This window comes from Kribbella monticola (assembly GCF_003261635.1).
GTDB lineage: Bacteria > Actinomycetota > Actinomycetes > Propionibacteriales > Kribbellaceae > Kribbella > Kribbella monticola.
In genome coordinates this window covers 375004-389576 of the sequence record NZ_QFXK01000027.1, presented here as the reverse complement: position 1 = coordinate 389576, position 14573 = coordinate 375004, and the positions used below count along the sequence as shown (strand labels likewise).

Sequence of the window (14573 nt, the reverse complement as noted above, 5' to 3'; positions counted from 1 at the left end):
CCTGGATGCGGCTAGCGTGACGTCATGACCGTTTCGCTGGATCTCGTCGACGTCGACTCGCTGCTGACCTCCGAAGAGCTCGACATCCGGGCCACTGCGCGCAGGTTCGCCGACGAACGCCTGCGGCCGCAGCTGCCCGAGTGGTTCGAGTCGGCGACGATTCCCGCCCGCGAGCTGGCCAAGGAGCTCGGGTCGCTCGGGTTTCTGGGGATGCACCTGACGGGGTACGGGTGTGCCGGTGTCGGGCCGGTCGCCTATGGGCTGGCGTGCCTGGAGATCGAGGCCGCGGATTCGGGGATGCGGTCGCTGGTGTCGGTGCAGGGGTCGCTCGCGATGTACGCGATCTGGAAGTACGGCAGCGAGGAGCAGAAGAGTGAGTGGCTGCCGCGGATGGCGGCCGGCGAGGCGATCGGCTGCTTCGGGCTGACCGAGCCGGACTTCGGGTCGAACCCGGCGGGCATGCGGACCAACGCCCGGCGTGACGGGGACGACTGGGTGCTGAACGGCTCGAAGATGTGGATCACCAACGGGTCGGTGGCCGACGTCGCAGTGGTCTGGGCGCGCGCAGAGGACGGGGTGCGCGGCTTCGTCGTACCGACTTCCACGCCTGGATTCTCGGCGCCGGAGATCACGCGGAAGCTGTCGCTGCGGGCGTCGGTGACGTCCGAGTTGGTGCTGGAGGATGTGCGGCTGCCTGCGTCCGCGATGTTGCCGGAGGCGCGCGGGTTGTCGGGACCGCTCGGGTGCCTGAACGAGGCGCGGTTCGGGATCATCTTCGGTGCGATGGGGGCGGCGCGGGACTGTCTGGAGTCGGCGCTGGACTACGCGGCCGAGCGGCAGGTGTTCGACAAGCCGCTGTCGGCGTACCAGCTCACGCAGGCGAAGTTCGCCGACATGAGCGTCGAGCTGAACAAGGGCATCCTGCTCGCGGTCCACCTCGGCCGGCTGAAGGAGAAGGGCTCGCTGCGACCGGAGCAGGTCAGCGTCGGCAAGCTCAACAACGTCCGCGAGGCGATCGCCATCGCCCGCGAATGCCGCACGATCCTCGCCGCCAACGGCATCAGCGGCGAGTACCCGATCATGCGGCACGCCAACAACCTCGAATCCGTCCTCACCTACGAAGGCACCTCCGAAGTCCACCAACTAGTGATTGGCCAAGCCCTCACCGGCCAGGCCGCCTTCCGCTGACCCGTGCTCGTCGAACCGCCGGTCGACCGGAGCACGCTGACCGACGCCGTCCTCCAGTACTACGGCCTCACGGTCTCGTCGCTGGAATACGTCCCGGTCGGTTGGGCCACCGCGGGCTACTCGGTGTGGGCCGACGGTTCGCAGTACTTCCTCAAGCTCTGGCCTGATCGCGAGCGAGCGACCGGCGCGTTGGAGCGGCTGCCTTTCGTGCAGGAGCTGCACGCGCATGGGCTGCGGGTGCCCTATCCGTTGGCGACGAAGACGGATGAACTGTGGGTAGAGGTCCCCACGGGTGTGATCGCGTTGTTCCCGTTCCTCATCGGGGAGATCCTGCCGGACTGGCCGGTCTGGCCGCGCTCTGTGCTGAGGGAGATCGGCAGGACGGTCGGGCAGCTGCATTCGATCCCGCTCGAGCTGCCGTTCCGCGAGGAGTTCGAGATGAAAACGCGCGAGCAACTCCGCCCGTACTACGGCGGCGAGGTGCTCCGGCCGTACGAGACCGAGTTGGCGGCTCAGCTGGATCGCCTGGACGAGTTGCAGGCTGCGGCGCGTGCCGTGCCGAGTCGCTTCGTCGTCAGTCATACCGACCTCTACGGCAACAACATGCTGGTCGACGGCGATGGACACGTCAGCGTGCTCGACTGGGACGACATGCGGCTCGCGCCGCCGGAGTACGACCTGTCCTTGCTGCTGCACGGCGTACAGCCGATGGACGCCAGTGCGTTCCTGACTGTGCTCGAGGTTTATCCGATCCGGCCGCTGCGGTTGGAGTTGTTCGCGTTCTTCCTGCTGAGGCGGGCGTTGAACGATTTCACCGCCCGCGTGGTCGTGCTGGCCGACCCTGACCTGAGCGCTGCAGCGGTCGCCGATGCTCGCGAGGGGCTGGAGGTTTGGGGTGCGGAGCAATGGCGTCACCTCGATCGGCTTCTTGGGCTTATCCGGGCACCTTTGGCGGGGTAGGTTCTGCGGGTGACTGGACGGCTGGGGATGAAGTTGGTCGGGGCGGGCGCTGTTCTGGCTCTCCTTGTGGGCGGTGGTGCGGTGGCGCTCCGTCGTACTGGAACTACCGACGCGACGTGGACCGTGGCGAGGGCTACGCCCACACCTACGGCCACTCCGTCAGCAGCGGTCAGTCCTGGAGCCACCGCTACTACGACTCCAGCTGAGCAGCCGCTCGCCGCCTCGAATCGGGCGGTGATGCAGAACCCCCTCTATCGAGTCGGTCAGTTGCCGGCATCGCATTGCAAGGAGCCGTCCGCCAGGCCGACGTCGGTCGCTCAGGTCAAGGCCTACTACACCGAATCCATCCGTTGCCTGGATCGGGCGTGGGCACCCGTCATCCGCAAGGCGGGCTTCACCTTCTGGTCTCCCCGGCTGGAGGTCCTCGCGCCCGGGCAGGTCCGGACGCAGTGCGCGATCACCGACTCAGGTGCCTACTGCAACGGTGTCATCTCGATGCGGGCTGACTTCGACCTGACGAACCAGCGCCGCTACGACCGGCTCTGGACGCGGACGACGATGGCGTTCCTGATCGCGCACGAATACGGACACCACATCCAGCGCTTGACCGGGATCATGGCCGCGTCGGACACCCGGGCGAACTATGCCAACGGCACCGACGCGAGGCTGACCGAGAGCAGGCGGCTGGAACTGCAGGCCTCCTGTTTCAGTGGCGTCTACCTCGCCGCCGACCGTCGGTACTTCCCCGCCACCGGTGCCTGGCTGAAGAAGTGGCTCTGGACGGTCGCCCACCGCGGCGACGAATGGAACCCAGAACGCTCGCACGGCAACAAGACCAGCCACAGCCGCTGGTCCCGCCGTGGCCTGACGTCCGCCAGTCCGGCGTCGTGCAACACGTTCACCGCTGCTCCGGCGGCCATCGCCTGAACAGGTGGGTGCTTGACAAGCGTTTGATTGGGTACTGAGAGTGAGTAAGGGTCAACAATTAGTCACTTCTGATCGGTGCCGCCCTGCCGGGGTAGGGAGCAAGGATGCGAATCAACTTCGGGATCCTGCTGATGGCGGCCGGCGCGATCCTCGCCTTCGCTGTCCGGGACGGCTCCGGACCGGTGGACCTGAGCGTGGTCGGCATCGTCATCATGCTCGGCGGAGCCGCCGGGCTCTGGTTCTCCTACCGGGTCGCGAACCAACGGGAGCAGGAAGAGATCACGCTGATCAAGCCGGGGATCGAGGAGCAGTACGACACGACTCCGCACGAGTACGTCATCGAGGAACAGATCGACGTCACCCCGGTCGAGTACCAACCCGGCCACTCCCCCGAGCAGGCGTAGTACCGGCTGAATCTCCAACTACCCCTCCTGTGCGATCGGCTTTAAGTCTGGCTGAAGCAATCCGGAGCACACTGAGAATCGGCAACGGGGCCGAAAGGGGTGGCGGAGATGACCGATCGCAATCGAGAACTGCTGGAGCGGTTGTGGCCGATGGACGGGCAGCTCGCGCTGTCCGCCGAGGCCGAGCACGAACTGCGCACCGAGGGGTACGTGCTGGAGTTGCCGCAGTCCGGCGAGCGGATCGTCGGGCGGGACACGATGCGGTCGATGCAGCAGGAGTACCCGAACCCGCCGGCGATCGAGATCCAGCGCATAGTCGGCGCGGGCGACCACTTCGTCGTCCTCGGCCGGTCGGACTACGGCGGCGACGTGTACTACGTCGCGAACATCGTCGAGTTCGACACCGGCCGGATCGCCCGCGAGACCCGCATCTACGGCTCCCCCTTCGAACCGCCGGACTGGCGCACAAAGTACGCCGAACCTCACTAACGCAGGAGGAACCAGCCGATACGCCGCACCGGCCGGGGCGGGCCGCGGCGCAACGCACGCCACACGCGCCGAGGCCGGTCGCCGGTACGACGCACCCCGCACGCGCCGAGGCCAGTCGCCGGTACGACGCACCCCGCACGCGCCGAGGCCAGTCGCCGGTACGACGCACCCCGCACGCGCCGAGGCCAGTCGCCGGCGCGACGCACGTCGTACGGGGCTGAGGCCGGTCGCCGGCGCGACGCACCCCGCACGCGCTGAGGCCGGTCGCCGGTACGACGCACCCCGCACGCGCTGAGGCCAGTCGCCGGTACGACGCACGCCGTACGAGCTGAGGCCGGTCGCCGGCGCGACGCACGTCGTACAGGGCTGAGGCGGGTGCCGGTACGACGCACGCCGTACGCGCCGAGGCCGGTCGCCGGTACGACGCACACCGTACGGGCTGAGGCGGGTCGCCGGCGCGACGCACGTCGTACGGGCTGAGGCGGGTGCCGGTGCGACGGGCGTCGTACCGGCTCCGGCTACTTCGCGACCTCGGTGGCGCGGGATTCGCGGACGACGGTGACCCGGATCTGGCCGGGGTAGGTGAGTTCCTCCTCGACCTGCTTGGCGATGTCGCGCGCCATCACCTGCGCGGCGATGTCGTCGACCGCGTCCGGCAGCACCATCACGCGAATCTCGCGGCCCGCCTGCATCGCGAACACCTTCTCGACGCCGTCGTGGTGCATCGCGATCTCCTCCAGCCGCTCCAGCCGCTGGACGTACGCCTCGAGCGACTCGCGCCGCGCACCCGGCCGCCCACCGCTCACCGCATCGGCGGCCTGCGTCAGCACAGCCTCGACAGTGCGTACCTCGACCTCGTTGTGGTGAGCCTCGATGCAGTGCACAACATCGTCGTCCTCGCCGTACTTGCGCGCCAGTTCCGCCCCGACGATCGCGTGACTGCCCTCCGACTCGTGCGTGAGCGCCTTGCCGATGTCGTGCAGGAACGCGCCGCGCTTGCATCGCTTGGCATCCAGCCCGAGTTCGGCCGCCATCATCCCGGCGATATGCGCCGACTCGACCAGGTGCTTCAGCACGTTCTGCCCGTACGACGTGCGGTAGCGCAGCAGCCCCATCGTCCGGATCAGCTCCGGGTGCAGATCGGTGATCCCCACCTCCGCCATGGCGTCCTCGGCGGCGCGCTCGCACAACTCGGCCACCTCGCCCTTGCTGCGCTCGTAGATCTCCTCGATCCGGCTCGGATGGATCCGGCCGTCGAGTACCAGCGAATCCAGCGTCAACCGCGCGGTTTCCCGGCGTACCGGATCGAAGCAGGACAACAGCACTGCCTCGGGGGTGTCGTCGATGATCAGGTTGACGCCGGTGGTCTGCTCGAACGACCGGATGTTGCGGCCCTCGCGACCGATGATCCGGCCCTTCATGTCGTCGCTCGGCAGGTGCACGACAGAGACGACGGACTCGCTGGTCTGCTCGGAGGCCAGTCGCTGGACCGCGCCGGTGATGATCTTGCGCGCCTTGACCTCGCCCTCGTCCTGCGCCTGCCGTTCGATGTCGCGGACGATCGTGTGCGCGTGCCGCTTCGCCTCGGCTTCGATCGCGGCCACCAGTTCGGCCTTCGCCTGCTCGGTGGTCAGGTTCGCGACGCCTTCGAGGATCCGGCGGCGCTCGTCCTCGAGATCGCGGATCTCCTGTTTGCGCTGATCGAGTTCGGCGAGCTGGACGGACAACTCGTTCTGGCGCTCCTCGATCGAGCGGTGCTGCTCGTCGAGGCGTTCCTCCCGCTCGGTCAACCGGTGCTCGCGCCGCTCCATCTCGAGCCGCTGCTCGCGCAGATCATCGCGGATCGACTGCGCCTCGAGCTCAGCCTCCCGGCGTACGTCGGACGCCCGCTGCTCGGCTTCCCGCCGTACTTCGGACGCGCGATCCTCGGCGCCACGGCGGATCTCCTCGGCCCGCTGCTCAGCAGCCTCGGCCCGGACCCGCAGTACCGCGGCTTCCTCCTCGGCCTGCCGGCGGACCAGCTCGGCCGACGCCTTCGCGCCGGCGGTGATGTTCGCGGCCTCCAGCTTCGCCGTCGCCTCGGCCGCGTGGACGGCGGCCGACGCATCGGCCTCCTTGCGGCGCGACAACGTGAAGCCGATCCACGCGAGGAGACCCACGATCAGTAGGCCGATCAGGACGAGCCCGACTGATGCCGCCACCGGCATGGCCGCGAGTGACATCGGCGTCTCCCCTCTTCGGAGTCACGCTCGGCGTGACTTTGGCTGCGACGAAGGGATGGTCCACTCGGCGGTCGGACAACGGTACGGCGAAACACACCACCCTGGTCGGGGCGGTGCCCGGTCCGTCGGCATCGGCCGAGCGGTCCGGTGACCACGTCGTCGACGGTGCCATCCGTTCCGGCCGGGCCGTCAGCCATGACGGGTTTCCTGCCGCTACAACGGTCCCTTCTTGGTGACCCGGCCCGGCCTGTGCTGGCCACGCCTGTCCGCCGAGGCGGTTCCGTCCTATTCCAGCCGCGATCGGGTCGCGGTCGTCCGTCTTTCAGCTCGGTCGAGCGTTGGTCTCGCGTTCATCGTCCGGCAGTCAGCCGGTGATCAACCGGCCCGCCGGTGCTATATCCGCCACCGTCAGGTGGAGTGATCCCTTACTGATCCCGAGGCTAAGCGCGGCTATCCACAGGGTCAAGACAAACACCCACCCCCCACATCACGGTCTGCCCCACCACCCCACCCCAGTCATCCCCCCATCACCCTCCGCCAACCCCACCCGACCCACCCGCGCACAGAACCAACCCGACGAACAGCACCCGACTCGGCGCGGATTCCGCTCGCGCACAACTCCAACCCCGCGGCAGAGCAGGCTCGCCGACAGCACCCCGACTTCGCCGGAGTCCGACTCGCCGGCAGCCCAGACTCCACAGCGGAGCTAGCCTCGCCGACAGCGTCCCGACTGCGCGCGGAGACACGTAACGAACAGCCCCCCGACTCTCGGCGGAGGCAGGCTCGCGCATAGCTCCGACTCCGCAGCGGAGCCAGACTCGCCGACAGCCCCCGCGCCTCCGCGGCGGACAGCCTCACGGACACAGCTCGGCCCCGCGGTGTGCGAACTGCGCCTGACCGCGGGGCCTGAGCTGGTTTCTGTGAGCTGGTGCCGACCCAGGCTGGTGCCAGCCGGTCGACTCCAGGCCGGTTAGGAGCGCGGGCCTGGGAGGCCGCCTTCTGAGCTGTCGGCGTCGTCCGCGGACACCCCGGTGGCAGTGGCGCCGGGCCTGGCGTTTTCGGCATTCGACCCCGCCGAACTACTCGGCTGCTCAGCTACATCAGGCACTTCTCCGCCAACCACACGCCCATCAGCCGCGGCGGGCGCTTCCCCCTGGGTCTCCCCCTCAGGCGCACCATCACCCTGCTCAGCCTCGTCACTTCCCCCGGTCTCATTAGCCTGAGCCGTCTCCCCAAGCCCCGCGTCCTCGCCACCGGCAGTGGCGTCGTTCGAGTCCGTGGCTGCGCCGGCATCAGCCGACTCCGCAGTCGAATCGCTACTCACGTCACCGTCGGTGCCGGATACCCCAGCCGAGTCGTCGGCCGAAGTCGGCGTCTGGGTCGTGTCCGTGGTGGTGGTGCTGTCGGCTTGTTCGGGTGCGGTGCTGTCGGAGGTACCAGGAGTACCGGGCTCTTTGGCGGCCTGCGTATCGACGTACTGGCCGACCTTCTCCTGCACGGAGTCGATCTTGTCGGCGTACTTCCCGCCGGTCTGCTTGTCGATCAGGTCGCCGGCCTTCTCGAAGCCAGCCTTGATCTTGTCCGGGTCTTGCTTGACGACATTCCGGAGCCAGTTCTTCGCCTGTTCCTGGAAATCGTTCATTTGCACCCTCCGAGAGGTGTCAGGGGCGGATCGGACGAAAATCTCAGCCTACGGACCAGTCACAAACACCAGTCCACACTCCGGATCAGACACCGTCCGCCCCCACCCGTCAACGTCCCTCGCCGCACACACCCCCGTCGATCCCCCACAACAACGCCCCAACCACCCCGCCAAAGCTGCCCCACTCCACCCCTCCACCCCCGCGAAGCCGCCCCGCCCGCACCGAGCTGCCCAACCAACCGACGCACACCGAGCTGCCCGACCAACCAACGGACGCACACCGAGCGACGCGAGCCCTCCAACAAGACGCCCGACCAGCCAACCGACTCACGCCGAGCGACGCCAGCCCTCCAACAAGCCGCCCGAGTAGGCGAGCAGTCACCCCGGCCTCCCCCCGCCATATCCCGCCCGCCGAGCACCACCCACACAACCCGACACTCGCCCTCGTTTCGAGCTGGCAGACCGGACCTACGCGACCAACCCAGCGTGATCCACCAAGCAGCACCTCGCGGTGGCCGATGGCTACTGGAGCGCCACCACCCGACCAACGCGGCCGAACATCCGATACCCGCGCAACCAAACCTGCCGTACGAAAGGTGGCGGGTGGCGGATCAGTCGGCTTCTAGGCCGGAGTCGTTGAGGAGAGGGAGTTCTTCGTCGCTGGCGGCGAGTTCCTGCTTGATGACGGTCATCGCCAGCGAGCCCGGGTATCCCTTGCGAGCCAGCAGACCCAGGAGCCGACGCATGGCTACCTGGCGGTCGAGTGAACGCATCGAGCGGAGCTTCTTCCGGACCAGTTCCCGCGCGGTGGCTTCCTCCTGGTCGGGATCGAGCTCGTCCAAAGCATCCCGGGCCAATTCGTCGTCCACGCCCCGGCGACGGAGCTCCTGGGCCAGAGCGCGTTTGCCCAGCCCGCGACCTCGGTGTCGTGACTCGACCCAAGCGTTCGCGAAGGCGGCGTCGTCGATCAGCCCGACCTCGGTGAAGCGATCGAGCACCTCATCGGCCACCTGGTCAGGAATCTCGCGCTCGGCCAACACATCAGCCAACTCTGCCCGCGTCCGCGGCTGCCCGGTCAACTTGTCCAGCAAGATCGTCCGCGCCACCGAATGCGGATCCCCCACCGGATCCACCTCAGGATCAGCCTGCCGAGGCGGCCCCGCTCCAAACCTCCGAGTCCGCCGCACCCCCGGCCGCCGCCCAGAACGTCCCGCAGAACCCCCCACCGACCCCGAAGTGTCACCCGGCAGACCGTCGCGGCCCACGCTCGCCGGTGCCCCATCCAACACACCGTCGCGACCCTCGCTCGCCGGTTCATCCGACAAGCCGGCGCGACTCATACTTGCCGGTGCCCCATGCGACGCCGAATCGGGACCAGGCCGTCCATCGCCACCAACAGCCGCCATACCGTCGCCGCTGCTAGCAGGAGGCGAAGTCGGCGCAACCTCGCTCAGGCTTGAAGCAACGGCATCGGCTGACACGGACTTTCGGCGCGAACCCGCAACGGGCGACACCACTTCGTCGTCCCCCCACACCGAACCAGCCTCCGCCGACGCGGAAATCCTGCCGGTCGCGCCAGCAGGTGAGGCCGATGGGTCCTCGCCCCAGATCGAGTCGGCTGTGCGGGCGGTTCGGGTACGTCGGCTCGAATCGGCCGGCGAGGTCGACGCTTCGTCACCCCAGGCTGAATCAACCGCGGCAGAATCGGCGGACGGATGGCCAGAACCGGCGGACGGTGAGGCCGAATCGTCGTCGTCACCCCAGATCGAGTCCGCACGGCGTGAGGTCGGGGCAAGGCGGCTCGAATCGGTCGGCGGGACCGAGGCGTCATCACCCCAGATCGCATCGGCATCGGCCAGTCCAGGCACATCGCTCGAACCCCCAGCGGATGAGGGCGGCGTGTCGTCACCCCAGATCCGGTCAGAAGTGGGTGAGGCCGAGGTACGACGGCTCGAAGTGGGCGCGCCTGAGGTTGGAGTGTCCTCGCCCCAGATCGGGTCGGCGGCGGGTGAGGTGGACGGGTGGGAAGTTGAAGCGTTTGTGCGCCGCTTGGAAGCGCGGGTGCCTGCTATCTGGTCCTGAGCGTCGGGATCGTCCGTGGGTACGTCGAACCAGTCGGGACCGCCGGAGCGTTCACCCGCGTTGGTCGACCAAGGGTCGAACTCGGCGGGTTCGGAGGAACCGAGGCGACTGGACCTGCCGCTGCGTTTGCTCTGACCAGAGCGATCCGCAGTCTTGCCGAAACGGTTGCCAGCCGCACCAAACCGTTCACCCGTAGCGCTGGAGCGCGGATTGGTGCGGCCGCCGGTCGCGCTAGGAGGAGCGGCCGATTCGTCGTCGGTGCCCGGCTTGGCGACGCGATCGGCGGACCTGGCCGAGCGGTTGCCGGACTTGGCCGAGCGGTTGCTTGGCGAGGTGGAGCGGTTGCGACGGGCGTCCTGCGTGGTTGCGGGAGAGCCGTCTCGGAACCATGGGAGGGGCTGGACGGGTGGACGTTCCGCGTCCGGGTCGGGACCCGCCGGTTTGGGGGGCGGGGTGATTCCCGACAGTCCGCGGCGTACTCCGTCGGGCAGCTCCGGTAGCGACTTCTTGGAGCTGCCCTGACGGTTGGTGCCGGCGGACGGGGTGTGGTCAGAAGTCGACATCGACCTCGACCGGCGCCGTGGCGTCGACCGGCTTGTCCAGGGTCGGACCGATCCCCATCTTTTCCTTGATCTTCTTCTCCAGCTCGTTGGCGAGGTCAGGGTTGTCGCGCAGGAAGTTCCGCGCGTTCTCCCGGCCCTGGCCGAGCTGGTCGCTCTCGTAGGTGAACCAGGCGCCGGCCTTACGGACGAAGCCCTGCTCCACGCCGAGGTCGAGCAGGCTGCCCTCGCGGCTGATGCCCTGGCCGTAGATGATGTCGAACTCGGCCTGCTTGAACGGCGGGGCCACCTTGTTCTTCACGACCTTGACCCTGGTCCGGTTGCCGACGAAGTCGGTGCCGTCCTTGAGGGACTCGATCCGGCGGACGTCCAGCCGGACGGAGGCGTAGAACTTCAGCGCCTTACCACCGGTGGTGGTCTCCGGTGAGCCGAACATGACGCCGATCTTCTCGCGCAGCTGGTTGATGAAGATCGCGGTCGTGTTGGTACCGCTGACCGCACCGGTCATCTTGCGCAGCGCCTGGCTCATCAGCCGGGCCTGCAGACCGACATGGCTGTCACCCATCTCGCCCTCGATCTCGGCCCGGGGCACCAGTGCGGCGACCGAGTCGATCACGACGATGTCGATCGCGCCGGAGCGGATCAGCATGTCGGCGATCTCCAGCGCCTGCTCGCCGGAGTCGGGCTGCGAGACCAGCAACGCGTCCGTGTCGACACCGAGCTTCTGGGCGTAGTCGGGGTCGAGGGCGTGCTCCGCGTCGATGAACGCCGCGATACCGCCGGCCCGCTGCGCGTTGGCGACCGCGTGTAGGGCCACCGTCGTCTTACCCGAGGACTCCGGGCCGTAGATCTCCACCACCCGGCCGCGAGGCAGACCGCCGATCCCGAGGGCGATGTCGAGCGCGATCGACCCAGTCGGAATGACCTCGATCGGGGCGCGGCCCTGCTCGCCCAGCCGCATCACCGAGCCCTTGCCGCACTGCCGCTCGATCTGCGTCAGCGCGGTCGCCAGCGCCTTTTCACGATCTCCGGCCTTGCGCTGCTCCGCCGCCGCACTCGCCGCTGCACCAGCCATCTGACTGCCACCTAACCCATCTAGTAATCGGGGCCGCTGTCCCAGCCGCCCGGAGGAAATTCTTTGTCGCCAGAGACGGTATTGGTTACGTCGGACAGTTTTCGGTGCCACTTGAAATCTGTGGACAACTCGGCCGTTCCGACGAACTCGTACGAGACAAAATAACCCGAACACGTGTTCGAACCGCAACTGACACGCCGGAACCTGCCGGAACAACCGTTCTGCCCTGCCCAGTCCCTACCCTTGCGGGCGTGACAGAGCGCCCCGACGTCCCCGATTCCGCCGTGGTCCTGGCCCTGAGCCGGGTCGAGTTCGGCATCGACTCGGTACTGGACGCGCTGCGGACCCAGGATCCCTTCGGCATCCGCAGCATCCTGACGGAGTACTCCGCCCAGGAGCAACCCAACCTGGCCGAGAAGGGCCTGATCCTCGCAATCGACCGGCTGCTGAAGATGAAGGTGCCCGGGCATGCCGAATGGCCGACGCTGCCGCTGGCCGAACGCTGCGACTGGTGGGTCGAGCGGCTCGGCGGGTTCGCTGCGGTCGTCGCCGGACTCCCCCGGCTCAGCGGCGCCGCGGCCGACACCTTGCCGATCAAGGACACGCTGGGCGCCGCAGTACAGGCAATGGTAATCGGTGCGGTCTGCCGCGAGTACGGCGTCGAAGCGCACGCCGATCGAACAGCAGTGATCGCCAGGGTTCTGACCGAGCGTCCGATCACACCGGACGCAGTACTCGAGTACGACGACCCCACTGCCGCTGGTCAGGACGTGGCCAGGCAACTGGGGTTCGGTGACGACTCCGAGGAGGCTGGGCTGCGCAAGGGCATCAGGTTGGTCTGGCGGATCAGCAAACTGCTCGGCGGGCTAGGTGATGTGTTCGAGGATCGTCCGCGCGGCAGCATCGGCGCCAGGATCATCGGCAAGCTCCCGGCCGTCGGTGTCGTCGGCGGCTTCTTCGACGAGCGCAAGGGCATCCGGAAGGCCGCGTACGCCGCCGCAGAGCTGCTCACCACCGGCTCCTTCCGCGTCAAGCCCGTCTGACCGCCACAGTGCAAGGCCCCTGTGCCGGCAGCGTCCGCCGCTGGGATGATCAGTCCATGAGCGCGATCGTGATCGTCCAGCCGGACGAGACCTGGCCGGCGCAGTACGAGAAGACCGCTGAGACCATCCACCGGATCCTTGGCAGTACTGCGGTCCGCGTGGACCACATCGGCTCGACCTCCGTGCCGGGGCTCCCCGCCAAGGACATCCTCGACATTCAGGCGACGGTGGCCACCGAGCCCGCACTGGACGACGCAGCGCAGCTACTGGTCGCAGCCGACTGGGAGCTACGCCCCCCACGCCGCGACCACCCAGTACCCGGTCTGCCCAAGGATGAAGGCCAATGGGTGAAGCGGCTCGTCGTCGAGCCCATGTACCGACGCCGGGTGAACCTGCACATCCGCGTGGACGGACGCGCCAACCAGAGGTACGCACTGCTGTTCCGCGACTATCTACGGGCTCACCCCGACACAGCCGCGGCGTACGGCGAGTTCAAACGGCGAGCAGCGTCGTTGCCGTTCGACGGTGTCGGTGACTACGCCGATCTGAAGGACCCGGTGTGCGACCTGGTCTATCTACCGGCCGAGGAGTGGGCGACGAGGACCGGCTGGTCCGCCTGATCAAGGTGCAGAGCTCAGCGCTCGCTGGGCGGTAGCTGGAGGTGGGCCCAGACGGCGCGCCAGACAGTCTTGGCGTGCTCGCCCTGGGCCAGCGCCTCGGTGACCGTACGACCACCGAGGCCGCTCACCACCTGGGTCTCTGCCCAGGTGCGTGAGTAGGCGGGACCGAGATGGCGATCCATCCGGTCCCAGAATTCCGTCAGTCTCATGCCTGCCCGTCGTTGTCCGGGCGGTTCCAGCCGCCCTGTTGTCCACCCTGTTGCGGCGGCTGTCCCCAGCCACCTTGCTGCGGCGCCGGACCCTGCTGAGGAGGTCCCTGCCGGGGCGGTCCCTGCTGAGGCTGCGGCCCTTGCGGGGGCTGCGCCTGCGGCGGCTGACCCTGCGGCCCAGGCTGTCCCCAGCCGCCCGGCCCGTGCTGTGGCGGCCCACCCCACTGACCCGGCTGCTGCTGCCCAGGATACTGCCCTGGTTGGGGCTGTCCCGGGTACTGCGGTTGCCCCTGCGGCCCAGGACCACCCGGCTGCCCGTACTGCGGTCCACCCGGCTGCGGTCCGTACTGCGGTCCGCCCGGACCCGGCTGCCCATACGGACCACCTTGACCCGGCTGGCCGCCGTACTGGGGTCCCCACTGGCCGGGCTGCGGCTGTCCGGGGTACTGCCCGTACTGGCCCGGGTACTGCTGTTGGGCGGCGGCCTTGCGGCTCCGCAGTACGAAGAACGCCACGGCACCGGCAGCGGCGAGCAGCAACACGATGATGAGGATGAGAGCCCACAGCGGGAAGCTGCTGCCCGCCTCCGACGTCAGGTCGACATTGCCGAGCTTGTCCAGGCTGTCGTAGGTCGCCGTCCGGCCGTCGACCTTGGCGCCGTCGTCGTGGGCGGTGATCTTGCCCGGCATGGTGATCTTGAAGTTGACCACCGGGTTGGTACCGGCCGGGGTCTTCCCCAGATCCATGCCCTTGACAGTGACGTGGAACGTGTCGCCGTCCTTGCTGAAACCCACCCCGTCGTCGGTCGACGAGCCCATCTTGCTGAACGGCACGTCGTCGAACTTGCAGTCGGAGCCGACGTACTTGTCGTCCTCGAACGCCTTGCAGGTGACGCCGTCGGTGGTGGTCTGTTTGATCCCGCGTTCCATCTGGTCCCGGACCTTGTCGAGCGACTGGCCGCTGGCTTCCATCAGCTGCTTGTCGACGCCGATCTTCATCGAGCCGGCCACGGTCTGGTCCGAATTCACCTTGAGGTCGCCATCGATCTTCACGCACCCGGTCAGCGAGACCAGGCAGGCGATGACGACGAGCGCAGCGCGCACGCGGTTCTTCATGCGTCCGATCATTCCAGAAGCGGGGGACATTCCCCTC

13 protein-coding genes are annotated in these 14573 nt (G+C 68.0%); 7 read left to right on the top strand and 6 right to left on the bottom strand.

What is annotated here, in order from left to right; translation table 11 throughout:
- The first annotated feature begins 24 nt into the window (after window positions 1–24).
- The 5 genes from DIZ26_RS12800 to DIZ26_RS12780 all read left to right on the top strand — a co-directional run bounded on the left by DIZ26_RS12800 (window position 25) and on the right by DIZ26_RS12780 (window position 3968).
- Window positions 25–1188, top strand: coding sequence for an acyl-CoA dehydrogenase family protein (locus DIZ26_RS12800; protein WP_112240711.1), 1164 nt, complete (start codon window positions 25–27; stop codon window positions 1186–1188).
- Between the two features lie 3 nt (window positions 1189–1191).
- Window positions 1192–2148, top strand: a complete 957-nt coding sequence (locus DIZ26_RS12795) for a phosphotransferase enzyme family protein (protein WP_112240709.1) — start codon at window positions 1192–1194, stop codon at window positions 2146–2148.
- Window positions 2149–2157: 9 nt separating this feature from the next.
- Window positions 2158–3075: a neutral zinc metallopeptidase gene (locus DIZ26_RS12790; protein WP_157979693.1), complete on the top strand. Its 918-nt coding sequence runs from the start codon at window positions 2158–2160 to the stop codon at window positions 3073–3075.
- A 104-nt stretch (window positions 3076–3179) separates the two neighbouring features.
- Window positions 3180–3479 carry a DUF6458 family protein gene (locus tag DIZ26_RS12785; RefSeq protein ID WP_112240705.1) on the top strand — a complete coding sequence of 100 codons (300 nt, stop codon included), beginning with the start codon at window positions 3180–3182 and terminating at the stop codon, window positions 3477–3479.
- A 108-nt stretch (window positions 3480–3587) separates the two neighbouring features.
- Window positions 3588–3968: a nuclear transport factor 2 family protein gene (locus DIZ26_RS12780; protein WP_112241142.1), complete on the top strand. Its 381-nt coding sequence runs from the start codon at window positions 3588–3590 to the stop codon at window positions 3966–3968.
- A gap of 518 nt (window positions 3969–4486) precedes the next feature.
- On the opposite strand, the gene rny is transcribed toward DIZ26_RS12780, so the two are convergent.
- From rny to recA, 4 genes are all read right to left on the bottom strand, one after another.
- Window positions 4487–6190: a ribonuclease Y gene (rny, locus tag DIZ26_RS12775; RefSeq protein WP_112240704.1), complete on the bottom strand. Its 1704-nt coding sequence runs from the start codon at window positions 6188–6190 to the stop codon at window positions 4487–4489.
- A 970-nt stretch (window positions 6191–7160) separates the two neighbouring features.
- The gene (locus tag DIZ26_RS12770) at window positions 7161–7832 is read right to left on the bottom strand and encodes an Rv0909 family putative TA system antitoxin (protein ID WP_112240702.1); all 672 of its coding nucleotides are present in this window, start codon (window positions 7830–7832) and stop codon (window positions 7161–7163) included.
- 611 nt (window positions 7833–8443) lie between these two features.
- Window positions 8444–8956 (bottom strand): regulatory protein RecX, encoded by a 513-nt coding sequence (locus DIZ26_RS12765; RefSeq protein ID WP_232828298.1) that lies wholly within the window; start codon window positions 8954–8956, stop codon window positions 8444–8446.
- Between the two features lie 1507 nt (window positions 8957–10463).
- Window positions 10464–11549: a recombinase RecA gene (gene recA / locus DIZ26_RS12760; RefSeq protein WP_112240700.1), complete on the bottom strand. Its 1086-nt coding sequence runs from the start codon at window positions 11547–11549 to the stop codon at window positions 10464–10466.
- Window positions 11550–11800: 251 nt separating this feature from the next.
- Here recA and DIZ26_RS12755 point away from each other — a divergent pair, with 251 nt between their 5' ends.
- On the top strand, window positions 11801–12592 hold the full coding sequence (locus tag DIZ26_RS12755; protein WP_112240698.1) for a hypothetical protein: 792 nt from the start codon (window positions 11801–11803) through the stop codon (window positions 12590–12592).
- A gap of 56 nt (window positions 12593–12648) precedes the next feature.
- Entirely contained in the window at window positions 12649–13212 is a 564-nt protein-coding gene (locus DIZ26_RS12750; RefSeq protein WP_112240696.1) for a GrpB family protein, read from the top strand.
- 14 nt (window positions 13213–13226) lie between these two features.
- Here the strand turns inward: DIZ26_RS12750 and DIZ26_RS12745 are convergent, their stop codons facing one another.
- Both DIZ26_RS12745 and DIZ26_RS12740 read right to left on the bottom strand, forming a co-directional pair.
- Window positions 13227–13421, bottom strand: a complete 195-nt coding sequence (locus tag DIZ26_RS12745; protein WP_112240694.1) for a DUF3046 domain-containing protein — start codon at window positions 13419–13421, stop codon at window positions 13227–13229.
- Window positions 13418–14536 (bottom strand): LppM family (lipo)protein, encoded by a 1119-nt coding sequence (locus tag DIZ26_RS12740; protein ID WP_112240692.1) that lies wholly within the window; start codon window positions 14534–14536, stop codon window positions 13418–13420. The genes DIZ26_RS12745 and DIZ26_RS12740 overlap by 4 nt, the downstream gene beginning before the upstream one ends.
- Window positions 14537–14573: the final 37 nt, after the last annotated feature.